This window comes from Kitasatospora sp. NPDC049285, assembly GCF_040678815.1.
Lineage (GTDB): Bacteria > Actinomycetota > Actinomycetes > Streptomycetales > Streptomycetaceae > Kitasatospora.
Window position 1 is genome coordinate 1 of record NZ_JBFAQR010000072.1, and the last position, 26,229, is coordinate 26,229.

The 26,229-nt window shown below is 72.2% G+C and carries 22 protein-coding genes and 3 tRNA genes; 15 read left to right on the forward strand and 10 right to left on the reverse strand.

Features of this window, described 5'->3' with window-relative positions:
- The 4 genes from AB0K51_RS30485 to AB0K51_RS30500 all read left to right on the forward strand — a co-directional run.
- Positions 1-1,331, forward strand: a 1,331-nt coding sequence (locus AB0K51_RS30485; protein ID WP_363460734.1) for a putative PEP-binding protein, incomplete at its 5' end; no start/stop codon positions are given.
- Positions 1,332-1,525: 194 nt separating this feature from the next.
- A complete protein-coding gene (locus AB0K51_RS30490) occupies positions 1,526-1,963 on the forward strand; it encodes a ribonuclease (RefSeq protein ID WP_363460736.1) in 438 nt (145 codons plus the stop codon).
- A gap of 130 nt (positions 1,964-2,093) precedes the next feature.
- On the forward strand, positions 2,094-2,588 hold the full coding sequence (locus AB0K51_RS30495) for a hypothetical protein (protein WP_363460738.1): 495 nt from the start codon (positions 2,094-2,096) through the stop codon (positions 2,586-2,588).
- On the forward strand, positions 2,585-2,905 hold the full coding sequence (locus AB0K51_RS30500) for a transcriptional regulator (protein WP_363460740.1): 321 nt from the start codon (positions 2,585-2,587) through the stop codon (positions 2,903-2,905). Before AB0K51_RS30495 ends, AB0K51_RS30500 begins: the two co-directional genes overlap by 4 nt.
- A gap of 235 nt (positions 2,906-3,140) precedes the next feature.
- Here the strand turns inward: AB0K51_RS30500 and AB0K51_RS30505 are convergent, their stop codons facing one another.
- Positions 3,141-3,896, reverse strand: a complete 756-nt coding sequence (locus AB0K51_RS30505; RefSeq protein WP_363460742.1) for a GNAT family protein — start codon at positions 3,894-3,896, stop codon at positions 3,141-3,143.
- A gap of 651 nt (positions 3,897-4,547) precedes the next feature.
- Between AB0K51_RS30505 and AB0K51_RS30510 the strand changes: the two genes are divergently transcribed.
- Together AB0K51_RS30510 and AB0K51_RS30515 are read left to right on the forward strand one after the other, a co-directional pair.
- A complete protein-coding gene (locus AB0K51_RS30510) occupies positions 4,548-5,489 on the forward strand; it encodes a PAC2 family protein (RefSeq protein WP_363460744.1) in 942 nt (313 codons plus the stop codon).
- 135 nt (positions 5,490-5,624) lie between these two features.
- On the forward strand, positions 5,625-6,416 hold the full coding sequence (locus AB0K51_RS30515; RefSeq protein ID WP_363460746.1) for an SGNH/GDSL hydrolase family protein: 792 nt from the start codon (positions 5,625-5,627) through the stop codon (positions 6,414-6,416).
- 86 nt (positions 6,417-6,502) lie between these two features.
- Here the strand turns inward: AB0K51_RS30515 and nirD are convergent, their stop codons facing one another.
- Both nirD and nirB read right to left on the reverse strand, forming a co-directional pair.
- A complete protein-coding gene (gene nirD, locus AB0K51_RS30520) occupies positions 6,503-6,850 on the reverse strand; it encodes a nitrite reductase small subunit NirD (RefSeq protein ID WP_363460748.1) in 348 nt (115 codons plus the stop codon).
- Positions 6,847-9,474 carry a nitrite reductase large subunit NirB gene (nirB, locus tag AB0K51_RS30525; protein WP_363460750.1) on the reverse strand — a complete coding sequence of 876 codons (2,628 nt, stop codon included), beginning with the start codon at positions 9,472-9,474 and terminating at the stop codon, positions 6,847-6,849. The genes nirD and nirB overlap by 4 nt, the downstream gene beginning before the upstream one ends.
- A gap of 742 nt (positions 9,475-10,216) precedes the next feature.
- Between nirB and AB0K51_RS30530 the strand changes: the two genes are divergently transcribed.
- Both AB0K51_RS30530 and AB0K51_RS30535 read left to right on the forward strand, forming a co-directional pair.
- Positions 10,217-11,746, forward strand: coding sequence for a tetratricopeptide repeat protein (locus tag AB0K51_RS30530; protein ID WP_363460752.1), 1,530 nt, complete (start codon positions 10,217-10,219; stop codon positions 11,744-11,746).
- Positions 11,747-11,914: 168 nt separating this feature from the next.
- Positions 11,915-12,667, forward strand: a complete 753-nt coding sequence (locus AB0K51_RS30535; protein WP_363460754.1) for a sirohydrochlorin chelatase — start codon at positions 11,915-11,917, stop codon at positions 12,665-12,667.
- A gap of 133 nt (positions 12,668-12,800) precedes the next feature.
- Here AB0K51_RS30535 and AB0K51_RS30540 read toward each other — a convergent pair whose 3' ends face one another.
- Together AB0K51_RS30540 and AB0K51_RS30545 are read right to left on the reverse strand one after the other, a co-directional pair.
- Positions 12,801-14,147 carry an MFS transporter gene (locus AB0K51_RS30540; RefSeq protein ID WP_363460756.1) on the reverse strand — a complete coding sequence of 449 codons (1,347 nt, stop codon included), beginning with the start codon at positions 14,145-14,147 and terminating at the stop codon, positions 12,801-12,803.
- Entirely contained in the window at positions 14,144-14,785 is a 642-nt protein-coding gene (locus AB0K51_RS30545) for a helix-turn-helix domain-containing protein (RefSeq protein ID WP_363460758.1), read from the reverse strand. Before AB0K51_RS30545 ends, AB0K51_RS30540 begins: the two co-directional genes overlap by 4 nt.
- A gap of 188 nt (positions 14,786-14,973) precedes the next feature.
- On the opposite strand from AB0K51_RS30545, the gene AB0K51_RS30550 reads away from it, so the two are divergent.
- The 4 genes from AB0K51_RS30550 (at position 14,974) to AB0K51_RS30565 (ending at position 20,051) form a co-directional block, all read left to right on the forward strand.
- Entirely contained in the window at positions 14,974-15,318 is a 345-nt protein-coding gene (locus AB0K51_RS30550; RefSeq protein WP_363460760.1) for a hypothetical protein, read from the forward strand.
- 48 nt (positions 15,319-15,366) lie between these two features.
- Entirely contained in the window at positions 15,367-16,641 is a 1,275-nt protein-coding gene (locus AB0K51_RS30555; protein WP_363460762.1) for a deoxyguanosinetriphosphate triphosphohydrolase, read from the forward strand.
- Between the two features lie 56 nt (positions 16,642-16,697).
- A complete protein-coding gene (gene dnaG, locus AB0K51_RS30560) occupies positions 16,698-18,599 on the forward strand; it encodes a DNA primase (protein ID WP_363460764.1) in 1,902 nt (633 codons plus the stop codon).
- A gap of 279 nt (positions 18,600-18,878) precedes the next feature.
- The gene (locus tag AB0K51_RS30565; RefSeq protein ID WP_363460766.1) at positions 18,879-20,051 is read left to right on the forward strand and encodes an RNA polymerase sigma factor; all 1,173 of its coding nucleotides are present in this window, start codon (positions 18,879-18,881) and stop codon (positions 20,049-20,051) included.
- Between the two features lie 12 nt (positions 20,052-20,063).
- On the opposite strand, the gene AB0K51_RS30570 is transcribed toward AB0K51_RS30565, so the two are convergent.
- The 3 genes from AB0K51_RS30570 to AB0K51_RS30580 all read right to left on the reverse strand — a co-directional run bounded on the left by AB0K51_RS30570 (position 20,064) and on the right by AB0K51_RS30580 (position 23,467).
- Positions 20,064-21,473, reverse strand: a complete 1,410-nt coding sequence (locus AB0K51_RS30570; RefSeq protein WP_363460768.1) for a glutamate decarboxylase — start codon at positions 21,471-21,473, stop codon at positions 20,064-20,066.
- Positions 21,474-21,616: 143 nt separating this feature from the next.
- Positions 21,617-23,053, reverse strand: coding sequence for an FGGY family carbohydrate kinase (locus AB0K51_RS30575; RefSeq protein WP_363460770.1), 1,437 nt, complete (start codon positions 23,051-23,053; stop codon positions 21,617-21,619).
- A 120-nt stretch (positions 23,054-23,173) separates the two neighbouring features.
- Positions 23,174-23,467 carry a hypothetical protein gene (locus tag AB0K51_RS30580; protein WP_363460772.1) on the reverse strand — a complete coding sequence of 98 codons (294 nt, stop codon included), beginning with the start codon at positions 23,465-23,467 and terminating at the stop codon, positions 23,174-23,176.
- Positions 23,468-23,769: 302 nt separating this feature from the next.
- Between AB0K51_RS30580 and AB0K51_RS30585 the strand changes: the two genes are divergently transcribed.
- A tRNA-Asn gene (locus tag AB0K51_RS30585) sits at positions 23,770-23,842 on the forward strand.
- A gap of 5 nt (positions 23,843-23,847) precedes the next feature.
- Positions 23,848-23,920: transfer RNA gene (locus AB0K51_RS30590), tRNA-Asn, on the forward strand.
- 137 nt (positions 23,921-24,057) lie between these two features.
- Here AB0K51_RS30590 and AB0K51_RS30595 read toward each other — a convergent pair.
- Together AB0K51_RS30595 and AB0K51_RS30600 are read right to left on the reverse strand one after the other, a co-directional pair.
- Positions 24,058-24,768: a trypsin-like peptidase domain-containing protein gene (locus tag AB0K51_RS30595; protein WP_363460774.1), complete on the reverse strand. Its 711-nt coding sequence runs from the start codon at positions 24,766-24,768 to the stop codon at positions 24,058-24,060.
- A gap of 163 nt (positions 24,769-24,931) precedes the next feature.
- Entirely contained in the window at positions 24,932-25,825 is an 894-nt protein-coding gene (locus AB0K51_RS30600) for a trypsin-like serine protease (protein WP_363460776.1), read from the reverse strand.
- A gap of 255 nt (positions 25,826-26,080) precedes the next feature.
- On the opposite strand from AB0K51_RS30600, the gene AB0K51_RS30605 reads away from it, so the two are divergent.
- Positions 26,081-26,154, forward strand: a tRNA-Ile gene (locus AB0K51_RS30605).
- Positions 26,155-26,229 lie beyond the last annotated feature (75 nt).

Below are 26,229 nucleotides of genomic sequence, written 5' to 3' on the forward strand. Positions count from 1 at the left end.
GCGGCATGGGCAAGACCTGTGTCTGTGGCGCCGAGGAACTCGAGGTCGACACCAAGAACCGCAAGTTCACCACGGCCGACGGCCATGTCGTCCACGAAGGCGACGTGGTGTCCATCGACGGCGCCAACGGCAAGGTGTACCTGGGCGAGGTCCCGGTCCTGCCGTCCCCGGTGGTCGAGTACTTCGAGGGCACCCTGCACGCCGGCGCCGACGTCCAGGGCGGACTGGTCCAGGCCGTGCACCGCCTGATGTCGCACGCCGACGGCCGTCGCCGCCTCGCGGTACGCGCCAACGCCGACAACGCCGAGGACGCGAACCGCGCCCGCCGGTACGGTGCCCAGGGCATCGGCCTGTGCCGCACCGAGCACATGTTCCTCGGCGAGGAGCGGCGCAAGGAGGTCGAGCACCTGATCCTGGCGGACAACGACAAGGACCGCGAGACCGCGCTGTCCAGCCTGCTGCCGCTGCAGAAGGGCGACTTCCTGGAGCTGTTCCAGTCGATGGACGGGCTCCCGGTGACGGTCCGTCTGCTCGACCCGCCGCTTCACGAGTTCCTTCCCGACATCACCGAGCTGTCGGTGCGCGTCGCCCTCGCCGAGGCCCGCAAGGACCCGAACGAGAACGACCTGCGCCTGCTCCAGGCCGTGCACCGCCTGCACGAGGCCAACCCGATGCTGGGTCTGCGCGGCGTTCGCCTCGGCCTGGTCATCCCCGGCCTGTTCGGCATGCAGGTCCGGGCCATCGCCGAGGCCGCGGCCGAGCGGAAGCTGGCGGGCGGCGACCCGCGCCCCGAGGTGATGATCCCGCTGGTCGGCACCGTCCAGGAGCTGGAGCTGGTCCGCGACGAGTGCGAGCGGGTGCTCGCCGAGGTCGCCGCCTCCACCCGCGTCAACCTGGACATCAAGCTCGGCACCATGATCGAGCTGCCGCGTGCCGCCGTGACGGCCGGTCAGATCGCCGAGGCCGCCGACTTCTTCTCCTTCGGCACCAACGACCTGACCCAGACCGTCTGGGGCTTTTCCCGCGACGACGTCGAGGCCTCGTTCTTCACGGCCTACCTGGAGAAGGGCATCTTCGGCGTCAGTCCGTTCGAGACCATCGACCGCGACGGCGTCGGCGCCCTGGTCAAGAACGCCGCCCAGGCCGGTCGGGCCACCCGCCCCGACCTCAAGCTCGGCGTCTGCGGCGAGCACGGCGGTGACCCCGACTCGGTCCACTTCTTCCACGAGGTGGGGCTGGACTACGTATCCTGCTCTCCCTTCCGGATTCCGGTGGCGCGCCTGGAAGCGGGCCGCGCCGCCATCGAGACGGCGGGAAGCGACTCGCGCTGACACGAAACAGCGCGATTCACTGACCGCAACCCCTCCGTCGGGGAGGGGCGTACGGCGGAGCTCGGCGCAGGAGAGCCGCCGTACGTAGCAGCCGGGGCGGGAACGGACAATGGCGTCCGCTCCCGCCCCGGTTTCGTTGTGCCCCGGCTGCGGAGCTGCCCGTCCGTGTGAACCCGATACGGCAAGCTGGGCCCATGAGCAGCCGAAACCGCCTGATCACCCTCGCATTCCTGGTCGTCCTCGGCATCGGGGCCGCGGTGGCCGCCCTCCTGGGAGGCAGTGGCTCAGGCAGTCCGACCGCCGCGAAGTCCCCGTCCGCCCGAGCCTCGTGGGTCCCCACCAGTCAGGCGCTCGCCGACGTCTGCCGCAGCCGACTGCCGGCGCAGGCCCAGGACACCCTCGGCCTGATCACCAAGGGCGGTCCCTACCCCTACCGCTCCGACGGCATCGTCTTCGAGAACCGCGAGAGCCGGCTGCCCCGCCAGAACAAGGGCTACTACCACGAGTTCACCGTGGTCACCCCGGGCTCGGACGACCGTGGCACCCGACGGATCGTCACCGGCAGTGCGGGCGAGCAGTACTGGACGGCCGACCACTACGCCACCTTTCAGGAGATCGACGCCCGCTGCTGACGCACCCTCATCCGGCACCGCGAGAGTTCCCTCGGAAAATAACTTTCCACTCCGGAAAGTATGTGACAGAGTGCCAGTACTTGATTCGGCGACGGGCCGGATCTGACGGGACGTCCACTCGGGGGAGTCGATGGCTGACGACAAGTACCTCACCCACCAGGAGACCGCGGCGCTCTCGCCCGCCGAAGCGCTCGCCCTCGCCGGCCGCGCCCGAGCGGCAGCCCGGCGGCCCGCGCCGTTGCCCTGGTGGTACGGGCCGGGCATCGGAGCGTCCTTCGCCGCCTACGGGGCGGCGCTCGGGCAGAGCTTCCGCCACCAGTGGCAGTGGCTGATACCGCTGTGCGCGCTCGGCCTGGTCGTGGTGCTCGCGGTGATAGTGCGAGTGGCGGCCCGCGCCAGCGGAGTCGCCAGGCTCGCCGAGCGCGGCCTTCCGCCGCACACGTTCCCTGCACTCGGCGCGGTCGTCCTCGTCGCAGCCGTGGCAGGGCTCGCCACCTGGCTGGTCAGCGGCGACCAACGATGGGCGATAACCGCCGCAGGCGCCGCCGGAGGGCTGGCGCTCTGGGGCGTCATCAGCCTGATCAACCGTCAAGTCAAGGAGCAGACCATGAGCAGCGAGCAGTGAACGGACTGGACCCCATACTCCACCAGCCCACCAAGCTCACCGTCCTGGCGTTCCTCAGCGGATGCCTGGAGGCCGAGTTCTCGGTGGTCCGGGACTACTGCCAGGTCTCGGACTCGGTGCTCAGCAAGACCGCGTCCAGCCTGGAGGCGTCCGGCTATCTCCGAGCCCGCAAGGGATACGTGGGCAAGCGGCCCCGCACGTGGCTCTCGGCCACCGAGCGCGGCCGAGCCGTCCTCGCGGCCCACCTCGCTGCACTCCAGCAGCTCGCCGCCGCCGCCGAGGCGGCCGGGGCCGAGGCCGGCCCGGAGGAGGGATGATCCAGCAGCCGACGTGCGCCGCGCAGCCGGCGGAGTGTCAGATCGATCACATCGAAGGAGCGGAGGTGAGGCGAACCCCCATGGTTGCCCGGCTCCTTGACAACTCGACAGAGTGTCCAAGCCGCACAGCCCCGTGCATGCCACCGGGGTGATCAGGCGGAGCGGGTTCGCCGCACCGTCCGATCACCCCGGTGGGGTCCGGCTCACCGCACCCGCGGGAGCCGGAAGGGCCGTCTCAGGCGGCCGGGATCAGGGAGCCGCCGATCATCGACTCGCCGACCAGGGAGCCGCCGTGTCTAAGGCACTCCTGGTTGAGCGGCGCCGGGTCGGGCGCGCTGGGCGAGGTCGCGGCGGCGATCCGCAGCTCGATGATGTCGCGGACGGCCGGCCACTCCTCGTCCAGGATCGAGTAGAACGCGGTGGACCGAACCACCCCGTCAAGGCCGCGCGAGTGCGCTCGGCGCACCCCTTCGGGGGTGGCTCCGAGGCGCTCGATCGCGATCCGCGAGCGGGTGTTGCGGGCATCCGCCCGCAGGGAGATCCGCCGAACGCTCCACTGCTCGAAGGCGTACCGCAGCATCAGCAGCTTGGCCTCGGTGTTGATGCCGGTGCCCTGCGCCCGCGGCGAAAGCCAGGTATTCCCGATCTCTGCCGCGTCCGGAACCGCTTCCTGCGGATCTCCGTAGGGCACCCCCGGCATCGGCGGCCACACCAGCGGACCCTGCCAGTAGTCCAGTTCCAGGAACCGGGTCGAGCCGACCACCCGGTTCTCGGCGACGCTCACCGTCGCGAAGGGCAGGGACCGGCCCGCCGCCTGATCAGCGAGGGCGCGCGCGATGTAATCCCGGGCGGCTTCGAGGCCGTGCGGGACAGGGGTGAAGGCGTAGGTCGTACGGTCCTCAGCGCCTGCCTCGGCCAGGGCCGGGGCGTGGTACTCGGCGAGGGGCTCCAGCCGCACGGTGCGGCCGTAGAGGGTGACGGGTACGGGCACGGATCCTTCGGTCCTTCGGCGGTCGTCGGGGCCCGCGTGCCGGGTTCGCGGCTCGAGGGCAGTGGTCGTTCGCCCCGGCCCCGGAGGCGGCCGACCGGGCTCGCCACGCCAGAGGCTCGGGCGTGCGGCGGGTCGGCGGCCCGGAGGCGGGCAGCGCGGTGCCGGTACGGACACGGGTCTACGGACCGATCCGGCGGGATGAGCGACGGGACAGTGTGCGTCCGCGAGATGGCCGAGAGAGAAACGAGATCACGAAGCGAAGCAGGCGGCCAGGTGAAGGCAAGGTGCGCAGAGAGTGGCTGGCCGCGCAAACGGACCGGGGCGTGGCCCACGACGTGACAGACGGCGTGGCGCGACGACGCGACGATGCGAGGCAGCGAGAGGACGATACCCGCCAGAAGGCGGTGCGTCACTTCGCGGCGCGCCAACGAGCGCGCGCGGATCCTTTCGGCACGCCGTGACGCCCTGCCATAGTACCCTCCGGCTGCCACGCCACGCCCACGACCAGCGGCTTTATCGGAAGGTGAGAGGATTTGAGAGACGGCGTGAAGACTCGGGCTGGGGCGGGAATGTCAGCGAGCCGCCGCACGCTGGACAGAGCAGATCAGAAAGCATTCCGCGACGACGATACGGAACGGGGTTGGGTGCACCGTGCGTGATCCCAAGGAGCTGTACGAGCTGGAACCACAGGGGGTGACGGCCCTCGCGGCGGCACGCGCCGCGGCCGAGGCGGGCACCGGTCTTGTGCTGCTGTACCACTTCGAGGGCTTCATGGACGCGGGCGAGGCCGGCGACCAGGTGGTGACCCACCTGCTGGAGCACGGATCGCCGCAGGTGGTGGCCCGTTTCGACCACGACCGGCTGGTGGACTACCGAGCCCGCCGCCCCGTGATGACCTTCGACCGTGAGAGCTGGACGGACTACGACCCGCCGGAGATCCTGCTCCAGTTGGTGCGTGACTCGGTGGGAGCGCCGTTCCTGGTGCTCACTGGCCCCGAGCCGGACACCGAGTGGGAGCTGTTCACCGCAGCCGTCCGGGACCTGGTCGAGCGCTTCGAGGTCCGGCTCTCCGTCGCCTTCCACGGCATCCCGATGGGCGTGCCGCACACCCGCCCGGTCGGCCTCACCCCGCACGGCAACCGGCTCGACCTGTCCACCGGCCACCCCAAGTGGTTCGACCAGGCGCAGGTGCCGGGGAGCGCCCAGGCGCTGGTGGAGTACCGGCTCTCCGAGTCCGGGCACGACGTCCTCGGCTTCTCCGCCCACGTGCCGCACTACATCGCGCGCTCGGCCTACCCGGCGGCCGCGGTGGCGATCCTGGAGGCGGTCCAGTCCGCCACCGGGCTGGTCCTGCCCGGCAGTGAACTGCGCGGCCGGGTCGACGAGGTCAACGCCGAGATCGACAGCCAACTCGCTGAGGGCGACGGCGATCTGCGCTCCGCGATCCAGGGCATGGAAGGCCAGTACGACGCGGTTTCCGGCGCGGTCGGCAGGGAGAGCCTGCTCGCCGAGGCGGCCGACCTCCCCTCCGCCGACGAGCTGGGCCGGCGGTTCGAGGAGTTCCTGGCTGAGCACGAGCGCGGCGCCGAGTAGGTGCGCCGGGGGATCCTGGTCGTCGCCGCGGCGGCCCTGATAGGCGTGGCCGGTTGCAGCGGCGGGGGTAACCCGAAGCCCGGCCCTGACAAGGCGTCCCCGACTGCATCGGCGACCCGGATCACCGGGCCGTACGTGGCGCTCGGGGACTCCTACACCTCGGGGCTGCGCATCCCGCCACAAGGCGGCACCCCGGAAGGCTGCGGGCGCTCCGGGGTCAACTACCCGTCGTTGGTGGCGCGGCAGCTCGATCTGAGTGCCTTCACGGACGTGAGCTGCAGTGGAGCGCGGACGGGGGACCTGACGGCGGCTCAACAGACCAGTGGCGGGGCCAACCCGCCGCAGCTGGACGCGCTGACCTCGGCCACCCGGCTGGTGACGCTGGGGATCGGCGGCAACGACGCCGGGTTCCTGGACGTGATCGGCCGCTGCGCGATGGAGAACGTGAAGCACGTTCTGCTCGGTGGGGGCTCCGACGCCCCGTGCCGGGCGTACTACACCACCGGCGGCGGGCGGAACGAAGTCCAGCAGAAGGTGGATGCCACCGGGGAGTGGCTCACCGCCGCCCTGGGTGAGATCAAGCGCCGGGCACCTGACGCCAAGGTGCTCCTCGTCGGCTATCCGGCTCTGCTCCCGCAGGATCCGGCGACCTGCTCCGCCACGTTGGGCGACGACATCGCGGCCGGCGATGTGAGATTCGTCGCGGCGCAGGAACAGCAGCTGAACGCGATGCTTAGGCAACGGGCCGAGGCGGCCGGGGTGGCCTTCATCGACACCTACACGGCCTCGTCAGGACACGACATGTGCGCCGCGCCCGGCACCCGTTGGATCGAGCCCCCGGAGCCCACCCAGGGCCTGGCTCCGATCCACCCGAACGCCCAGGGCCAGCAAGGGATGGCGGCTGCCGTGCTCGGCGCGCTGAGGTAGTGGCGCTGACCCCGTCGTCCGATCCCGCCGCCCGGAGCGGGCGGCGGGATCGGGGCGGAGCTGATCGGGGGCCGGTGGGGCCTTGGTCAGGCCGTGCGGACCGAGTGGACGGCGATCCGGACGGTGTCGTCGTCCAGGCACTCTCCGGTGAGCAGGTCGAATCGCTGCTTCAGCAGCGGCGACGCGACGTAGACCCGGCCGTCCGCGGTGGAGCCGAGCAGGCCGCGCGAGAGCACGTACGCCCCGGTGAACGGATCCCGGTTGTCGGTGGCGTAGAGCCGGTCGTTGCCGTCCCGGAAGACCGCGGCCTGACGGCCGTCCGGCAGCAGCACGGCCACACCCCGGCCGGGCACGAGCAGCTCCGGGTCGCAGACCGGTGCCCAGCCGGCGCCGGCGAGCAGTTCGATCCGTAGGGCGGAGGCGGTGGTGGTCATCGGGCTTCCTCCAGGAGACGGGTGGCGGAGAGCGGTGCGTTGTCGGGGTCGAGGGCGGCGAGCAGCTGCTCCTCGGTGGCCAGCAGCACCAGGTCGGGCTTGATCTGGTCCCGCTCGGGGGTGAAGCGGATGCTCGGGTCGGGAACCCCGGGGGCGTTGACGAAGGAGACGAAGCGGCGCATCCGCTCCGGGTCGGCCAGGGTGGCCGCCCACTCGTCCTGGTAGTCCTCGATGTGATGCGCCATCAGCGCCTGCAGCTCGTCGGCGATTCCGAGCGAGTCCTCGACCACCACCTCGCGGACGTGGTCCAGCCCGCCGTCGATCCGCTCCAGCCAGGTGGAGGTGCGCTCCAGCCGGTCCGCGGTGCGGATGTAGAACATCAGGAAGCGGTCGATCAGCCGGATCAACTGCTCATCGTCCAGGTCCTGGGCCAACAGGTCGGCGTGCCGGGGAGTGGCGCCGCCGTTGCCGCCGACGTAGAGGTTCCAGCCGTTGGTGGTGGCGATGACGCCGAAGTCCTTGCCGCGGGCCTCGGCGCACTCCCGGGCGCAGCCGGAGACGGCGGACTTCAGCTTGTGCGGGGACCGCAGGCCCCGGTAGCGCAGTTCGAGCTGGATCGCCATGGCGACCGAGTCCTGCACGCCGTAGCGGCACCACGTCGAGCCGACGCAGGACTTCACCGTGCGCAGCGACTTCCCGTAGGCGTGGCCGGACTCGAACCCGGCCGCCACCAGGCGGCTCCAGATCCGCGGCAACTGGTCGACGCTGGCACCGAACAGGTCGATCCGCTGACCACCGGTGATCTTGGTGTAGAGGCCGAACTCCTGGGCCACCTCGCCGATCACGATCAGCTTGTCCGGAGTGATCTCACCGCCGGGGATCCGCGGCACCACCGAGTAGGACCCGTTCTTCTGCAGGTTGGCCAGGAAGTGGTCGTTGGTGTCCTGCAGAGCGCTCTGCTCGCCGTCGAGGATGTGACCGGAGGCCTCCAGCTCGGGTGCCAGCGAGGCGATGATCGAGGCCACCGTCGGCTTGCAGATCTCGCAGCCCTCGGCGCCCTCCGGGGCGCGGCCGTGCTCGGCGAGCAGCTGACGGTGCGTCGCGATCCGCCGCACCAGGACGATCTCGTACAGCTCGGCGCGGGTGTGCGCGAAGCACGGGCACAGGCCCTTGTCGACCTCGACTCCGCTCGCCTCCAGCTCGTCGGCGATGATCGTGCCGAGCAGCTTCACGCAGGAGCCGCAGTTGGTGCCGGCCCGGGTGCACTTCTTCACCTCGGGGACGGTGGTGCAGTCGTGGTCGGTGACGGCGGCCCGGATCGTGCCCTTGGTGACGTTGTTGCAGCTGCAGATCACCGCGTCGTCTGGCAGGGCGGAACTGCCCAGCGACACCGCGGAGTCCACCCCGGCGGGGAGGACGAGCGACTCGGCGGGGACGGGCAGCGGCTTGCCGGTGCCGGCCAGCGGTCGGAGCGTCGCGTAGGCGGAGGCGTCGCCGACCAGGATGCCGCCGAGCAGTGCACCCTCGCCGGTGACCACCAGCTTCTTGTAGACGCCGCTGCGGGAGTCGGAGTACACCACGTCGAGTGCGCCGGGGGTGGTGCCGAAGGCGTCGCCGAAGCTGGCGACGTCCACCCCGAGGAGCTTCAGCTTGGTGGAGAGGTCCGCGCCGGTGAACGGCTGGGCGGCCTGTTCAGCGAGCTGCTGGGCCACCGAGACGGCCATCTCGTACCCGGGGGCGACCAGGCCGTACACCCGGCCGTCGACCGCGAGGGCGCACTCGCCGATCGCGTAGACGTGCTCGTCGGAGGTGCGGCAGTGTGCGTCCACCGCGATGCCGCCGCGCTCACCGACTGTCAGGCCGGCCTCCCGGGCCAGCTGGTCGCGGGGGCGGACACCGGCGGAGAACACCACCAGTTCGGTCGCCAGCTCCGAGTCGTCGGTGAAGGACATGCCGACCGCGCGGCCCTCGGAGACGGTGATCGACTTGGTGCCGATCCCGGTGTGGACCACCACGCCCAACGACTCGATGGTCCGTCGCAGCGCTGCGCCGCCGGCCTCGTCGACCTGCACGGGCATCAGACGCGGTGCGAACTCCACCACGTGGGTCTCCAGCCCGAGGCCCTTGAGCGCACCGGCCGCCTCCAGCCCGAGCAGGCCGCCGCCGACCACCGCGCCCACCGTGGCCCGGGCGGCGTACGACTCGATCGCCTGGAGGTCCTCGATGGTGCGGTAGACGAAGCACCCCTCGGCGTCCCGGCCGTCGACCGGGGGCACGAAGGGGTAGGAACCGGTGGCCAGCACCAGCGTGTCGTAAGCGATGGTGTGCCCGGCGGCCGTGGTGACGGTCCGGGCCGCCGGGTCGAGTGAGACGGCGGGGGAGGAGAGGTGCACCTCGTACCCGTGCCGATCGGTGAAGCCTTCTTCGGCGAGCAGCAGGTCCTCGGCGCTCTTGCCGGAGAAGTAGGAGGTCAGTCCGACCCGGTCGTAGGCCGGGCGGGGTTCCTCGGCGAGGACGACGACCCGGTAGCGGTCGGCGGCTCCGGTGTCGGCCAGGGCTTCCAGGAAGCGGTGGCCGACCATGCCGTAGCCGACCAGGAGCAGTGTGGGCTTGGCAGTGGTCATCGGGAAGTCCCTCCGAGGTCGTGCTCCGGGTGGCGAGCAGCTGGAGCTGGCGGGCTGACGGGGCGTCGACCGACCGGGTGGGCGATGATCCGGCGGTAGAGGACACCGGCGCCTCCGGTCCGTCGGAGGCTGCCGCCCGGGTGTGTCCTAGGCCGTGAGGAGCCCGGTCGCTGTCATGGCTCAGAGCATGGTCGGAGGGTGTTACCCGACCGGTGCCACCCTGTTTCGCCACCGGAACTTCGACCTCATCATCTCCCCGGGCCAGTTGTGAGAGCACCACCGACGGGGCGCTCTGGTGCCGGACTCGCGACTCCGTTCGACAGTTCGGAGCTCGCTCGTGCGTTCAGTGGAGCTGAGTGATGATCAGGCCCCTTTAGCAGGTGGGAGATGGGTGAGGAGGGGCAACCAGCGATCCTGAACGGGATTCGCGGAGAAGTCGGTACGGTCCGGGGTCCGAGTGCGTACTCTGCAGTACAGGGGAGCGGATTCGGACATCCGGTCCGAGTCAAGCCGGGGGCTGGCATGGCGGCAGACACGGGTGTGAGCGGCCGGACTGCCCACTCCGTTGTGCTGACACCACCACCACGGCGATCACGACCGGCAAGGCCCCGTCACCCGGCCCCGTCACCCCGCCTTGCGCAGCATCGCGGGTGGGAGCGGCACGGCTTTCTTACGCAGGCGGCTCGCAGGATCGGTCGAGTAGGACGGACAAGCGGCGTCCAACGGGGTGGTGGAGGCGCTGATGGAAGCAGTTGAGCGACTCGGACAGCCCGGGCAGGGCGACCTGACGATCTCCTGGTTCGAGCGGGCCGTGCAGGAGTGCCGTCCGGAGGCGATGGCCGAGTACGCCCGCAGCTGCGCGGCCGACGGTCGGACCGAACAGGCGGTCGCCTGGTGGGAACGTGCCTGGCAACACGGTTGCACCGCAGTCCCGTACGAGGCGGCCCGACTGCTCGAGTCGGTCGGGCGGATCGACGAAGCGGCGGCCTGGTACGAGCGCGCCGCCGAAGCGGGTGACGAGGACGCCTGGTACGAGGCGGCGGCGATGTTCGCCCGGCACGGCCAGTACGACAACCTGCCCTGGTATGCGCACATCGGCGACCACCAGGCCCTGCGTGAACGAGCCGAGCGGTGCGAGCGCGAAGGGGCCCTGACGGAGGCGTTGACCTGGTACGGGAAGGCGGCCGACGCCGGCAGTGAGGCCGCGCTGTTCCAGGCCGCCGACATGCTGGAGCGCCAGGGCGACACCGGGGAGGCGGTCACCTGGTACGAGCGTGCCGCCGATCGTGGTGATGCCTACGCGATGCGTGAACTCGGCCGCCTGCTCGCCGACCTGGGCCGCCTGGGGGAGTCCGCCAAGTGGTATCGGGCAGCGGTCGCGGCCGGTGATCGTCATGCCCTGCCCGGGGGCATCGACGCATCGGTCCTGTCCGGTGCCATCAACGCGTCGGTCCTGTCCGGCGCGCCCGGCGTACCGCACCTTCCCGGCCGCGCGGCGCAGTTCGGTCCGCCTCGTCGTGCGGCTGCGCGAACGGAAGAGGTCCCGGCCGCCGCTGGTTCCGCCGAGTCGGAGGTCGACGCCAGTGCGGAGGCCCGGTTGCTGCGAGAGGCGATCGGGCTGCTGCAGGAAGCGGGCCGGTACTTCGAGGCGGACCTGCTGGCACGCAGCGAGGATCGCCCGGAGGCCGACCGGTTGCGGGAGGCGGCGCGGATGCTGTCCGGCTCCGGCGTGCTTGACCAGGCCATCCACTGGCTGCAGCGGCTTGCCGAAGCCGGGGACAACCAGGCGGCCCGGGAAGCGGCCGAGATACTGGAGACGCGCGGCCGGATCGACGAGGCACTGGAGTGGTACCAGCGCGCAGCCGAAGCCGGCGACCGGGACGCCCTGCTCGCAGCCGCCCGCATGCTCGCCGAACGCCGCCAGCCGGAGCGCGCGTTGGAGTGGTACCGCCGCGCCGCGGAGGCAGGCGACCTGGTGGCCCACACCGAGGCGTTGACGCTTCGGGAGGACTTGGCCGGAACGCACGAGGCGCCGACCGACCTGCGGCGTTCCGGTGGTGCGGCCGCGTCGGGGCCTGCCGCGCGGGGCTCGGCGAAGCCACTCACCGCGCCTGTCCCGCGCATTGGCTTACAGTCAGCCGAGGCGGTGTCGACTGTCCGGACGGCCGTCGTCGCAGTCAGCCGTCCCGCGCCCACGGTTGCCGTTCCGACGTCGGAGCGCCGAATCCGCGTCCCCCGTCAGCCCGGGTCCCGGGCCGGTGCCAGCCGCTGACCCGTCCCGCATCGGTCAGCCGTCCGGTCGCAGGGCTGTCGGGCTGTCCAGAACGGCCGGATGCACGGGTCGGCTGCTCACCACAGGTCGCCCGGTGGGTGAGAGCGGAGAAATCACCCGTGACCGGCGGGCAACCGGGGTGAAACAGGGGTTCGGCAGGCTGGCATCATGACCACCACCTCACTTCCCGGCCGCGTCGCCCCGTTGCGGGTGCTGCACACGGCCCGCCGGCCGGCCCTGGTGCTGGTGGCGCACGGTTCGCACGACCCCGCCGCAGCAGCCGAGATAGCCCGGCTGCACGCCCGCCTGCAATCCGTCCGGCCCGAGTTGGACATCAGGCTCGGCCACCTCGGGCTGAACGCCCCGCTGCTGCCCGAGGTGCTGGACGAGCTGACCGGCCGGGTGGTGCTGGTGCCACTGCTGCTCGGTCGCGGCTACCACAGCAAGATTGACATCCCGCGGCTGCTCGCCGCCGCCGACCACCTGGACGGCGAGTGTGCCCCGCCGCTCGGCCCGGACCCGCTGTTGGTGGAGGCGCTGGCCGACCGGTTGGCGTCGGCCGGCTGGAGTGGTGAACCCGTGGTGCTGGCCGCCTCCGGCTCCCGCGATCCGGACGCCGCCCGTGACACCGAGGCACAGGCCGCACTGCTCGCCGCCCGACTCGGTGTCACCGTCCGCCCGGGCTACGTGACAGCCGCCGGGCCGAGCGTCGCCGCCGCGGTCGCCGAGCTCTCCGACGATGGCCGCCACCGCGTCGCGGTCGCCTCGTACTTCACCGCCCCAGGTGACTTCGCCCGCCTCGCCGCCGCGGCCGGGGCCGCCCTGACGTCCGCCCCGCTCGGTGACCACCCGCTGCTCGCCCGCCTCGTGCTGGACCGCTACCAGTCGTTCCTCTCCCGAACGGCACGGCGCGTCGGCTGACCTGCGGTACCAGGCCAGGTCTGACCAGCTGAGCCGCCGACACCCAGCACGGAACTCTCGCTGTCAACGCTGCCGCCCAGCCGGCCGCGTGGCGAGCCCCCGGGGGGTGCTGTCGATCAGTCCTGACGCCAGGTCAGTCCCGGTACTCGGCCGCTGTCGCGGACGCCGTCACGGCCGGCTGTCGTGCGGTCACCGGGCCGAGGGAGGTCGCCCGTTCGGTGGGCAGGTCCCGCACGCTTCGCATCGGCGAGCACCAGAGCACCAGGGCGGCCAGCGGAACCCCGGCAGTCATCAGCCACATCGCGGGCCGGACGCCGAGTTCGGTGCCGAGGACGCCCGCCAGCACCGCGCCGACCGGGATCGCGCCGAAGTTGAGCACCGCGCCGCTGGCGGAGAGTCGGCCGAGCAACTCCGGCGGGCAGTAGCGCTGCTGGAAGGTGGCCTTGATGACGTTGCCCGCGACCACACCGGCGGACGCCCCGAAGCCGCCGAGCAGGTACCAGACCAGTCCGGCGCCGCGGCTGGTCAGCGGGATGAGGACGGTCAGTGCGGGCAGGGCGAGTTCGAGCACCAGCATGCCGCGCGAGGAGCCGAGCCGGGCCGCGACCCGGCGGGCGATGGCCGCTCCGACGATGCCGCCCGTGGAGGCGAGCGCGACCAGCAGACCCACGGTGCCCTCGCCGAGGCCGACCTCGCGGATCAGGAAGACCACCAGCAGCGACTGATAACCCGTCAGCACCAGGTTGGACGTGGCGCCGAACAGGGTGAAGGTGCGGAACCAGACGTCGGAGCCGAGCAGCCGCAGTCCCTCGCCGATCTCCTTGCGCAGCGCCCGGCGGGGGCGGTCGGCGCGGCTGGTCTCCCGGTGGCCGATCCGCGCGGTGCACCAGAGTGACAGCAGGAAGGTGGCCGTGTTGGCGAGCAAGCCGTTGACCGGCCCGGCCAGTTGGGCGATCAGGCCGCCGCTGCCGAGCCCGGCGATACCGGCGGCGGAGGCGCTGCCGTGCAGCTTGGCGTTGCCCTCGGCCTGGTCGACGGGGTCGAGCACCTGCGGAAGGTAGGCGGTGTACGCGGTCTGGAAGAACACGCCGGCCGCACCGGCCAGAAGCGCGACGACCAGCAGTTGGGCCAGCGTCAGCACCCCGGCGAGCGCCGCCAGCGGGACGGTGGCGAACAGCAGCAGCGCCGCGGCGGAGGAGGCGAGCATGATCGGCCGGCTCGGCAACCGGTCCACCCAGACCCCGACCGGGAGCCCGATCAGCAGCCACGGCAGCCAGCCGGCGGCGCTGAGCAGCCCGACCTCGAAGGTGTCGGCGTGCAGCGTGGTGACGGCGATCAGGGGCAGCGCCAGGCCGGTGACGGCGGAGCCGTACTTGTTGGCGGTCTCGCCCGTCCACAGCAGGCGGAAGTCGCGGTGCCGGCGGAGCAGGCCCACCCGTCGGACGGTCGGGGCGGCGGGCAGGGCGGCGGGCTCGGTCACGGCTGGTCGGGATCCTTTCGGGGCATGGCCTGGATCTGGACGATGACGGGTCGGGCGTCCGGGTCGGGGGTGGCGTCCGGATCGGGCGTGTGGCGGGTGACCACGGCGAACAGCTCCTCGTTGAGCGCCTTGAGCTGAGCGGGCGTCAGCCTGAGGTTGGTCCAGTCGCTCATGGAGCCGGCGCCGCGCCACTCGCCCTCCCAGTCGGCGGCCAGCGAGTCGGCGACCCGCTGGTACTGGCGGCGGAGGTTCTCGGACAGGAAGAACGAGAGCGCGTCCTGAGCGCCGGAGTCCTGGTCGAAGTCGGTGGTGGCGAGCACGTTCTGGCTGCGGACGGCCCGCCACCAGCGCTCCCGCTTGGTACCGCGGCCGGTCTCCTCCTCGATGAAGCCGTGCTCGGCGAGGTGCCGCAGGTGCCAGCTGGTGGTGCCGGTGGACTCGCCGGTCCGCTGGGCCAGCAGGGCGGAGGTGGCGGGCCCGTGAAGCCGCAGCTCCTCCAGCAGCCGCATGCGCAGCGGGTGGGCCAGCCCGCGGAGGCTGCCGGCGTCGATCCGGCGGCGCGGCTGCTGCCGGTCCTGCGACTGCGCGTCCTGCGGCGGCTGCGGAGTGGGGCGGTCTTCGGGGCGGTGCTCGTTCATGGAGGCAACACTAGAGTGCAGAGGATTCTCTGCATAGACCTCTTTGCAGAGAATCCTCTGCAACATTCTCGGCGACATTCTCGGCGACGTGCTCGGCGGCGTTCGCTGCAGCATGGGATCGGGTGCCAGAGGGTGCACGAGCCGCACCCCCCTCTCCAACTCCCGTGCCACCGTGGGAGAGTCGGCGCGTGACCCGACTGGCCGACCCGCTGCGCTTCCTCACCGAACTGATCGCCTGGATCGCCGTCCCGTGGGCGCTCGCCCCGCACTCGGTGGCCCTGGCGGTCCTCGCCGACGCGGTGTTGATCGGCCTGCCCACACTGTTCGCCACCCCGGGCGACAAGAAGCAGGTACTGATCGCCGTCCCCGGCTGGGTCACCATCGGGCTGGTGCTGATGCAACTGGCGACCGCGGTGCTCGGCGCCTGGTACGCCTGGCCGCGCTGGGCGGCCCTGCTCACCGTCGGGCTGGCCGCCGCGTGCCTGGTGACCGAGCAGCCGCGGTGGCGCCGCCTGCTCGCCGCCTCCCGTTAGCGCGGCGCACCGCGCAATGTCCGCCACCAGGCGTACGGTGAGGGCCATATGAAGAACACGGCGCCGTATGATCCGCAGTCCGAGGCACGCTGGGTGCCCGAGCCCGACAAGCGGCCCGGCCGCACCGCGTTCGAGCGGGACCGCGCCCGGGTCCTGCACTCCGCCGCGCTGCGCCGCCTGGCCGGCACGACCCAGGTGGTCGCCCCGATGCGCAGCGACTTCCCGCGGACCCGCCTCACCCACTCCCTGGAGTGCGCACAGGTCGGCCGGGAGCTCGGCGCGGCGCTGGGCTGCGATCCGGACCTGGTGGAGACCGGCTGCCTGGCCCACGACATCGGCCACCCGCCGTTCGGCCACACCGGCGAGGAGGCGCTCGACCAGGCCGCGCAGGCATGCGGCGGTTTCGAGGGCAACGCCCAGTCGCTGCGCATCCTGACCCGGCTGGAGCCCAAGCGCTTCGCCCCGCTCGACGAGGACCCGGCCCGGCTCGCCCCGTGGCCGGGCCGCAGCGTCGGCCTCAACCTCACCCGGGCCGCGCTCGACGCCGCCACCAAGTACCCGTGGGCACGCGGCGAGCACCCCACCGACCCCGGCTCCGGCAAGTACGGGGTGTACGGCGACGACCTGCCGGTCTTCCGCTGGCTGCGCACCGGCGCGCCGGACGGCCGCAAGTGCTTCGAGGCCACGGTGATGGACTGGTCCGACGACGTCGCCTACTCCACCCACGACGTGGAGGACGGCCTGCAGGCCGGCCACATCGACCCGGCGGCGCTGCGTTCCCCGCAGGAGCGCGCCGAACTGTTCAAGGTCGCCGAGCGGTACGCCGCGGACGCCTACCCGGAGGAGTTCGCCGAGGCACTGGACCGCCTGCAGGCCGAGGACTGGTGGCCGGCCTCGTACGACGGCACCGCCCGGAGCCGGGCCGGTCTCAAGGACCTGACCAGCCAGCTGATCGGCCGCTTCTGCCTGACCGCCGAGCAGGCCACCCGCGCCCGCTACGGCCCCGGCCCGCTCACCCGGTACGCGGCCGAGCTGGTCGTCCCGCGCGGCGTGCGGCTGGAGTGCGCCGTCCTCAAGGCGGTCGCCGTCCGGTACGTGATGCAGCGCGACGAGCAGGCCCAACTCCGCTCCCGCCAGCGGATCGTGATCGCCGAACTCGCCGACGCCCTGCTGCGTGACGCCCCGCACGGCCTGGACCCGGTCTTCGCCGCCCAGTACCAGGAGGCCGAGGACGACCGCGCCGCGCTGCGCACCGTGATCGACCAGATCGCCACCCTCACCGACGCCTCGGCCCTCGCGCTGCACGCGAAGCTGGTGTCCTGATCCCGGCCGCCGAAAGCGACCCCGGTATCACCGGCCCGCTCCCGTAGACTTTCCCGGTGGCCGGTCGGATCAGGGACGAAGATGTGCAGGCGGTGCGTGCCGCTCTGCCGATCGACGCCGTGGTCGGCGACTACGTGCAGCTCGCGAACGGCGGCGGTGCGCAGCTGAAGGGCGTCTGCCCGTTCCACGATGAGAAGTCCGCCTCCTTCTACGTGCACCCCGGCAAGGGCGTCTTCCACTGCTTCGGCTGCGGTGAGAGTGGCGACACGATCACCTTCCTGATGAAGATCGAGCACTGCTCGTTCGCGGAGGCGGTCGAGCGGATGGCCGCCCAGGCGAACGTCACCCTGCGCTACGAGGAGGGCGGCTACTCCCCGCGCCACCAGCAGGGCGAGCGGACCCGGCTGGTCGAGGCGCACAAGGTCGCCGCCGCCTGGTTCCAGGAGCAACTGGCGAGCCCGGAGGCGGAGATCGGCCGCCGCTTCCTCGCCGAGCGCGGCTTCGACGAGGAGGCCGCCAAGCACTTCGGCGTCGGCTACGCCCCGGCGGGCTGGGAGCACCTGGTCCGCTTCCTGCGCGGCCGCGGCTTCAGCGACAAGGAGCTCTCGGTCGGCGGCCTGGCCTCGCAGGGCCAGCGCGGCGGCCTGATCGACCGCTTCCGCGGCCGGCTGGTCTGGCCGATCCGGGACAGCTCGGGCGACGTGGTCGGCTTCGGTGCCCGGCGGCTGCGCGAGGACGACAACGGTCCGAAGTACCTGAACACCCCCGAGACGCCGATCTACAAGAAGTCCAACGTCCTCTACGGCATCGACCTGGCCCGCAAGGAGATCGCCAAGACCGGCCGCGCGGTGGTGGTCGAGGGCTACACCGACGTGATGGCCTGTCACCTGGCCGGTGTCACCACGGCGGTGGCCACCTGCGGCACCGCCTTCGGCGAGGACCACATCAAGATCATTCGCCGGCTGCTGATGGACACCTCCACCTACCGCGGCGAGACGGTCTTCACCTTCGACGGCGACACCGCCGGGCAGAAGGCCGCGCTGCGGGCCTTCGAGGACGACCAGAAGTTCGCCGCCCGCACCTCGATCGCCATCACCCCCGGCGGCATGGACCCGTGCGACCTGCGTCTCGCCAAGGGCGACGACGCCGTCCGCGAACTGGTCGAGAACCCCGTCCCGCTGTTCGAGTTCGCCCTCCGCTCGGCGGTCGCCCGGCACCGGGTGGACACCGCCGAGGGCCGCGCCGCCGCCCTGGAGGAGGCGGCCGGGATCATCGTGAAGATCAAGGACCGCTCGATCCAGCACGAGTACGCCGTCCAGCTGGCCGGGATGGTCGGCATCCTCGACGAGCAGTTCGTGGTCCGCCGGATCTCCCAACTCGCGCGCTGGCAGCGGGAGAACCAGCAGAGCGGCCAGCGCCCCCTGCGTCGCGCCGAGCCGGCGCCCGCTCCCCGGCCCGAGCGCCCCGCGTTCCGGCTCAACCCGCGCGACCCGGCCCAGTTCGTCGAGCGCGAGCTGCTCAAGCTCGCCCTCCAGTACCCCGAGATGGTCAGCCCCGCCTTCGACCAGTACGGCGACGACGAGTTCCCCACCCCGCCGTACCAGGCCGTCCGCCGCGCCATCGGCCAGGCCGGCGGCACCGCGTACGGCGCGAGCCTGCCCGACTTCACCGCCACCGTCCGCGAGGCCAGCCCGGACGACCAGGTCCGCGGCCTGGTCACCGAACTGACCGTGGAACCGATCCGCACCCGCCGCAAGGTCGACGAGCTGTACGCGGGGGAGTTCCTGGTCAAGCTCCGTCTGCAGGCCGTGGATCGCCGGGTCGAGGAGGTCCGCGCCCACCTGCGCCGCCTCGGCGACCGCGCCACCGCCGAGGAACTGCACCCGGTGCAGAGTGAACTCTGGGCCCTGCAGCAGTACGGCCAGCAGCTCCGCTCCCGCGGCTCCGCCGCGCTCTGAAACCGCCGCGCTCTGACACCGCGCGCTCTGACACCCCCGCGCCGCACGGAGCTCCGCCGCGCGAGGGCGCTGCGCTGAAGTTCGCACCGCGGATTGCCACCGGCCCGGCTCCGAGCGCCGCCTGAGTGACCGTCACCGCCCGTCTCGCGGCACCCGTTTGCCCGCCGGGTGCCATCTGGACACCTCAATGCCTCCCGAAGGTGCTCCGGCGCGCCGCGCTGGGTATCCCACCACCGTGTGGCGCGGCAACCCCCAGGCCGCGCGCGGCCCCTGGAGGGATTGCCCATGGAGCTGTCCGTTGCCCGCCCGCCCCAGACCACCCCCGCGCGGGACGCCGCGATCCCGGCCCAGCCAGGCCCGCCCGACAACGAGGCACTCGCCTCCGACGATCTCACCGCCGAGGCCGACCTCACTGACGCAGCCGAGCCCACCACCCCCGACGGGCTCCCCACGACCGACGAGCTCCCCGCCCCGGAGGAGGGCGCCCCGCCGGAGGAGCTCGCCGACGAACCCCCGGAAGCCGCCCTGGACGAGGGCACCGGCCCGGCCGCCGACCTGCTGCGCCAGTACCTGCGTGAGATAGGCCGGGTCCGCCTGCTCACCGCCGTCGAAGAGGTGGAGCTCGCCCGCCAGATCGAGGCCGGCCTGTTCGCGGAGGAGGCGCTCGACCGGATCCCCGACGCGGACAACCGGCTCACCGACGACCTCGACCACCTGGTCGTCCTCGGCCGGATCGCCAAGCGCCGCCTGATCGAGGCCAACCTGCGCCTGGTGGTCTCGGTGGCCAAGCGCTACGTCGGCCGCGGCCTGACCCTGCTCGACCTGGTCCAGGAGGGCAACCTCGGGCTGATCCGGGCGGTGGAGAAGTTCGACTACGCCCGCGGCTACAAGTTCTCCACCTACGCCACCTGGTGGATCCGCCAGGCGATGAGCCGCGCCCTGGCCGACCAGGCCCGCACCATCCGGGTCCCGGTGCACGTGGTCGAGCTGATCAACCGGGTGCTGCGGGTGCAGCGCGCCCTGCTCCAGGAACGCGGTGCCGAGCCGACCGCCGCCGACATCGGCGCGGCGCTGGAACTCTCGCCGGAGCGGATCCGGGAGATCCTCCGCCTCGCCCAGGAGCCGGTCTCGCTGCACACCCCGATCGGCGAGGAGGAGGACGTCGCCCTCGGCGACCTGATCGAGGACGCCGACGCCGCGTCCCCGGCGGAGAGCGCAGCCTTCCTGCTGCTACGCGAGCACCTGGACGCGGTGCTGGCCACCCTCGGCGAACGTGAACGTCAGGTGGTCCAGCTCCGCTACGGCCTGGACGACGGCCGCCCCCGCACCCTGGAGGAGATCGGCCAGCTGTTCGGCGTCACCCGGGAGCGGATCCGTCAGATCGAGGCCAAGACGCTCGGCAAGCTCCGCGACCACGCCTTCGCCGAGCAACTGCGCGGCTACCTCGACTGACGGCCCGTCACCCTAGTGGTGGAACCCGCTCTTGGCCGGAACCCCTAGCTGGCTGAGCGGCGCGGGCTGGCTCTCCAGCTCGGGCAGCAGCCGCCGGAGGTCGCCCAGCAGCATGTCCGCCAGGTCCCGGGTGAACCCGTTGCGGCACACCACCCGCAGGACCGCCAGATCGGTCCGCCCCTCCGGGAAGGTGTACGCGGGCACCTGCCAGCCGCGCTCGCGCAGCCGCCGGGAGACGTCGAAGACGTCGAAGACGGTGCCCTCCGCGGTGGTGAAGGCGAACACCGGCAGCTGGTCGCCCTTGGTGATCAGCCGGAACGGTCCGAGCCCGGCGATCTGCCCGGCGAGGTACACGGCGACGTCCCGGGAGGCCTGCTGCACGGCGTTGTACCCGGCGTGCCCGAGCCGCAGGAAGCTGTAGTACTGGGCGACCACCTCCGCGCCCGGCCGGGAGAAGTTGAGCGCGAAGGTCGGCATCTCGCCGCCCAGGTAGTTGACCCGGAACACCAGCTCGTCGGGCAGCGCCTCGGCGTCCCGCCAGAGCGCCCAGCCGACGCCGGGGTAGACCAGGCCGTACTTGTGACCGCTGGTGTTGATCGACGCCACCCGGGGCAGCCGGAAGTCCCAGACCAGCTTCGGGTCCAGGAACGGAGCGACCATGCCGCCGGAGGCGCCGTCCACGTGCACCGGGATGTCCAGGCCGGTGCGCCGCTGGTAGTCGTCCAGGGCCGCGCAGATCTCCGCGATCGGCTCGTACGAGCCGTCGAAGGTGGAGCCGAGGATGCCGACCACGCCGATGGTGTTCTCGTCGCAGTGCGCCACCGCCTCCTCGGCGGTGAGGTGGAAGCGCTCGCCCTCCATCGGCACCAGCCGCGCCTCGACCTCCCAGAAGTTGCAGAACTTCTCCCAGCAGACCTGGACGTTGACGCCCATCACCAGGTTCGGCCGGGCCCCGGTCGCGTACCGGTCGGCGTTGCGCCGCATCCAGCGCCGCTTCAGCGCCATCCCGGCCAGCATGCACGCCTCGCTCGACCCGGTCGTCGAACAGCCCACCGCGGCCGCGGGGTCGGGCGCGTGCCACAGGTCGGCGAGGATCGCCACGCAGCGCCGCTCCAGCTCTGCGGTCTGCGGGTACTCGTCCTTGTCGATCATGTTCTTGTCGCGGCACTCGCCCATCAGCCGGTCCGCGTACTCGTCCATCGACGTGGTCACGAAGGTGGCCAGGTTGAGCTTGGCGTTTCCGTCCAGCATCAGCTCGTCGTGGATCAACTGGTAGGCGACGGACGGCGGGATGGGCACCCGGGGCATCCGGTGCAGGGGCGGTGCGACCTGCATCGCGCCCAGCGGATCGGTCAGTACGTGCAGCGGGCTGAACGGCAGTCGACGTTCGTCCTCGTGCCCCTGCCCCTTGTGCAACGCCATGGCGGTCCCTCCAGTCGTGGAGTTCCCACCGTGCCACCGGGCCCCAGCTGACGCATCCTCAACCGCCGTGTCGCACACCCGACAGAGCGTCGTGTCGCACGCCCAAACAGAGCGTCGTGTCGCACCGCCCGGCGGAGGACCCGTCAGCCGGCCGCGGTCTCCGGGTGGGTCTGCTCGCGGACCGTCGCGAACTGCTGGCGCACCGCGCGGCCCACCGCGAGGTCGTGCTCCTGGTCGGGGCTGAGCACGGTGACGTCCGGCAGCTCCCACTGCGGCGGCTCGGTGGTGCCGGCCAGCGCCCAGGCGGCCTGCCGGGCCGCGCCGCGCGCCGCGTGGTCGCCCGGCGGCGGGACCACCACGGGCAGCCCGAACACCTGCGGCGCGATCTGCTGCACCGCACCCAGCCGTCCGGCCGTCCCGAGCAGGAACACCCGGCGCACCGTCACGCCGTGCGAGCGCAGCACGTCCAGCGCCTCCGCCAGGTTGCACAGCATCCCCTCGACGGCGGCCCGCGCCAGGTGCTGCGGCGCCATCGACTCGGCCCGCAGCCCGGTCAGGGTGCCGGCCGCCTGCGGCAGCTTGGGGGTGCGCTCGCCGTCCAGGTAGGGCAGCAGCACCAGCCCGTACGAGCCGGGGGAGGACTGCAGGGCCAGCTCGGACAGGCCCTCCAGGTCGGTGCCGAGCAGGGCGGCGGTGGAGCGCAGCACCTGGGCGGCGTTCAGGGTGGCGACCATCGGCAGGTGGCGGCCGGTGGCGTCGGCGAAGGAGGAGACCAGCCCGGTCGGGTCGACCACGGCCCGGTCGTGCACCGCGAAGATCGTGCCGTTGCCGCCGAGCGAGACCACGGCGTCGCCGGGGATCAGTCCGAGGCCGAGCGAGGCGGCCATGTTCTCGCCCGTCCCGGCGGAGATCAGCAGGCCCTCGGGGGTGTGCCCGGCGGGCTCGGCCGGGCCGAGCACGTCCGGCACCCGCAGCTCGTGGCCGAGCGCCAGCTTGATCAGGTCCTGCCGGTACTCGCCGGTGACCGGCGACCAGTAGCCGGTGCCGGACGCGTCGCCGCGGTCGGTGGTGCGCCGCTTCGGGCTGCCCAGCAGCTGCGAGACCAGCCAGTCGTGGGGCAGCAGCACCTCGGCGATCCGCTGCGCCGACACCGGCTCGAACTCGGCCAGCCAGCGCAGCTTGGCGATGGTGTACGTGGGACCGGGCACCGCTCCGATCGCCTCGGCCCAGGGCTGGACGCCGCCGAGCGCGTCCACCAGCGCGGCGGCGGCTCCGGCCGCGCGGGGGTCGTTCCACAGCAGGGCCGGCCGTACGAGCACCCCGCCCGCGTCCAGGCCGATCAGCCCGTGCTGCTGCGCGGAGACGCCGATCGCCCGGACGCCCTCCAGCAGGCCGCCGGCCGCGGCGTCGCCCAGCGAGTGCAACCAGCTCTGCGGGTCGACCTCGGTGCTTCTGGCGTCCTCGCCCTCGGGCAGCGGATGCGGGGCCCGGCCCTGCCGCAGGACGGCGCCGGTGTCGGCGTCGCACGCGACGATCCGGGTGCGAGTGGTGGAGCTGTCGATGCCCGCGACGATGGCCATGCCGAGATCATGCCGCAGTCGGCGGCCCGGGCGGGTCCGACTGTCGCAAGTGTTGCCCAGTCGGTACCGGAACCAACCCGGCCGCCGACCCTCCGTTCCGGCCCGGCACCCCTCGGCGGCTCAGGGCCGCAGGGTGCCCCAGCCGTCGTCCTCCGCCTGGTGCCGGGCGAAGTACGGGACGCGCTCGGTCAGCGAGTTCGGCAGCTTCTCGCCGACCTTGTCCGCCACCGCCCCGGCGGCCCGACCGGCCACCGCACCCGCCTGCTGCTTGGCCTTGCCCGCCGCGTCCTGCACCTTCGGATTGTCCCGCAGCTGCTTGGCGGCCTCGGCGAGCTGCTCGTACCGCTCGCGCCCGGCCCGGGTACCGAGGACGTACCCGATTCCGAGGCCCACGATCAACGACACCTTCCACATGCTCAGGTTCCACCCTTCGTTGCGCTGCGCGATTGTGTGCCGCGTCTACCCGTCCGGCCGGGCCGTGAACCGCCCTGCCGGTGGCGGGTCCGGGCCAGCCGGAGCCGCCGTGCACCAGCATCCCCGTCCGCCCCGCCGGGCGCGCGCGGGGCGCGCCGGGCGGGCAGCCGGGGTGGGGCGGGGGAGCCCGAGGGGGAAAGCGATTGGCGGAACACCCCCCTGAGTGCGCTAATGTATGTCCCGCAGCGAGCACCGAGACCCCGGGTTGTGTCCGGAGACTGGGTGAGCGAGGCGGAGCACGATCCTCCATAGCTCAATTGGCAGAGCAGCCGACTGTTAATCGGCAGGTTATTGGTTCGAGTCCAATTGGAGGAGCTCGGTCCCCCATAGCTCAATTGGCAGAGCAGCCGACTGTTAATCGGCAGGTTATTGGTTCGAGTCCAATTGGGGGAGCTTCACCGGCAGTTGCGGTGATCAGTACAGAGCGGGAGCCCTTCGGCGAGACCGAGGGGCTTTCGCGTTTTCCGCCTCGCGCGGTCCGCCCCGCCCCGCGTGAGCTGCTCCGCCCGGTCCGCCCCCGCCCCGCGCGGTCAGCCGGTGGCCTGCCGGTACAGCTCGGCGACCCGGTCGTCGAAGGCCACGCTGTAGGAGATCTGGGGCGTGTTGCCGCCCTGCTCGTAGCCGCCGATCACGCCGACCAGCTGCCCCTTCGCGGTGACCCACGGGCTGCCGCTGGTGCCGTCGGTGAAGCCGCCGCAGTCGAAGCGTTCCTGGGTGGCGCTCTGCGAGGTGGTGCGGGACTGGCAGGTGATCGGCGCGTCCTTCTCGTTGGGGTAGCCGGTGACGGCGACCTGCAGCCCGACGCCGAGGCCGGTGGCCAACTGGTTGGCGCCGAGCACGTCCTGGATCCGGCGGCCGTCCACCTCGCCGACGGTGAGGAACGCGACGTCGTAGTCCTCGTCCTCGCCGGGCGCCCAGCGCGGGTCGACGGTGATCTTCGCGATCGGCCAACTCCCGTACGGTTGCTGGTGGTTGCGGTAGCCGGGGGCGAACACCAGGCCATCCTCGGTGATGCCCTGCGGGGCGGCGCAGTGGGCGGCGGTGACCAGCAGGTCACGGCCGGGGCTGTCCACGATGCTGGCGGTGCACATCCGGGGCCCGCCCGGGCTGCCGAGGAACAGCGGGCCGACCCGGTTCCCGGCGGCGTCGACCGGTGCGGCGTCGGCGGTCGGCAGTGCCCGGCCGCCATCGCTCGGGCCGCCCGCACCGCATCCGGTCAGCGCCGATGCCAGGGCCAGCACCGTTGCAGCGAACGGCGCCGCGAACCGCGCCCCGTCGCGCCTTGGGGAGGTGCGCCGTCGCCGGGCCATCGCCGTCTCTCGCTTCCGCTGGGCCGTGCGCCCGGGCGGCCCGGGCGGGAGTCGGACCAAGATCTACCAGGGCCCGGCGTCCCCCGGCAACCGCCTACTGGCCGCCCGTCGCCTGCTGGTACAGCGCCTGCACCCGGTCGCCGAAGTAGCTGCTGTACGAGGTGTCGGGGGTGTCGCCGCCCTGCTGGTAGCCGCCGATCACCCCGACCACGGTCCCGGTGTGGGTGGTCGGGTCGAGGTCGGTGACCCACGGGCTGCCGCTGGTGCCGCCGGTGTAGTCGGGGCAGTCGATCCGCAGCTGGGTGCCGCTCTGCTGGGTGGTCAGATTGGCGCAGGTGATCGGCTCGTCGGAGCTGCTCGGATAGCCGGTGACCTTCACCGGCAGGCTGAAGCCCCGGTTGGTGCCGAGTTTGTTCGCGCCGAGCACCTGCTGGACCTGCTGCCCGTTCTGCGGCTGCACGGTGGCGAAGGCGACGTCCAGGTCCTGGTTCCCGTGGTCGCGCCAGCTGGGGTCGACGGTGACCGTACCGATCGGCCACACCCCGTCGGGGGTGTCGCCGCTGCGGTAGCCGGGGACGAAGACCACGTCCGTGCGGTCGCGGCCGAGGCCCGGGTCGACCAGGCAGTGCGCGGCCGTCACGATCAGGTTCTCCCCGGGGCTGTCGACCACGCTGGCGGTGCAGAAGTGGTCGCCGTCTGCGCCGTGCGTGAAGACCGCGCCGACCCGGCTGTTCAGCGGTGTCGGTTTGGCGGTGTGGGTGACGCCGGCGTGCTTGTCGATCGCCGCGGTCAGCCGGTCCCGACTCCAGCCGTGCGCGGCGGCCGCCGAGCCGAGACTCCCGGTCGGCGCCGGGGCCGAGGCCGACCCGGCGGTCGCTCCGGACGCCGACGACGGGGTGGATCCCGAGGACGACGCGGCTCCGGAGCCACAGCCCGCCGCGGCCAGTACGGCCGCCGCCATCCACACCGCACCCACGGACCGCTTCATTCCGGCCACCCGCTCTCGATCGAGCCGACCCGACGATCAAGCTTCGCCCGCGGGCTGACGGTCCGCCACCGCCGGACAACCCGTTCGGCCTGCGGCGCGCGGCCCGAACGGGCAGGTCGCGACGGTGAACGGTGCGAACCCGGATGCTCCCCTGACGCGCATCACGGGTGATCGACCGGCTATGCTGCCGGGGGCGGCCCCGAGGGGCCGTCTGCTGCTGCCAGGGACGCCCGTCGACCCGGCAGGTCGAGTCGGGGGGCGGTAGCTCAGCCGGTTAGAGCAGGGGACTCATAATCCCTTGGTCGTGGGTTCGAGTCCCACCCGCCCTACCTCGGCCGCTGACCGGTCGTCAGCTCGTGGCCCCGTTCCGGTGAGCCCCCTGACCAGGCGATACCCCCGAGCCG

Coding starts and splice junctions, on each gene's coding strand:
- AB0K51_RS30490 (WP_363460736.1), top strand. CDS start 1,526: ATGAGCAGCCGAAACCGCCTGATCACCCTCGCATTCCTGGTCGTCCTC.
- AB0K51_RS30495 (WP_363460738.1), top strand. CDS start 2,094: ATGGCTGACGACAAGTACCTCACCCACCAGGAGACCGCGGCGCTCTCG.
- nirD (WP_363460748.1), bottom strand. CDS start 6,850: ATGACCACCACCGCCTCCGCCCTACGGATCGAACTGCTCGCCGGCGCC.
- nirB (WP_363460750.1), bottom strand. CDS start 9,474: ATGACCACTGCCAAGCCCACACTGCTCCTGGTCGGCTACGGCATGGTC.
- AB0K51_RS30530 (WP_363460752.1), top strand. CDS start 10,217: ATGGAAGCAGTTGAGCGACTCGGACAGCCCGGGCAGGGCGACCTGACG.
- AB0K51_RS30535 (WP_363460754.1), top strand. CDS start 11,915: ATGACCACCACCTCACTTCCCGGCCGCGTCGCCCCGTTGCGGGTGCTG.
- AB0K51_RS30545 (WP_363460758.1), bottom strand. CDS start 14,785: ATGAACGAGCACCGCCCCGAAGACCGCCCCACTCCGCAGCCGCCGCAG.
- AB0K51_RS30555 (WP_363460762.1), top strand. CDS start 15,367: ATGAAGAACACGGCGCCGTATGATCCGCAGTCCGAGGCACGCTGGGTG.
- AB0K51_RS30570 (WP_363460768.1), bottom strand. CDS start 21,473: ATGGCGTTGCACAAGGGGCAGGGGCACGAGGACGAACGTCGACTGCCG.
- AB0K51_RS30575 (WP_363460770.1), bottom strand. CDS start 23,053: ATGGCCATCGTCGCGGGCATCGACAGCTCCACCACTCGCACCCGGATC.
- AB0K51_RS30580 (WP_363460772.1), bottom strand. CDS start 23,467: ATGTGGAAGGTGTCGTTGATCGTGGGCCTCGGAATCGGGTACGTCCTC.
- AB0K51_RS30600 (WP_363460776.1), bottom strand. CDS start 25,825: ATGAAGCGGTCCGTGGGTGCGGTGTGGATGGCGGCGGCCGTACTGGCC.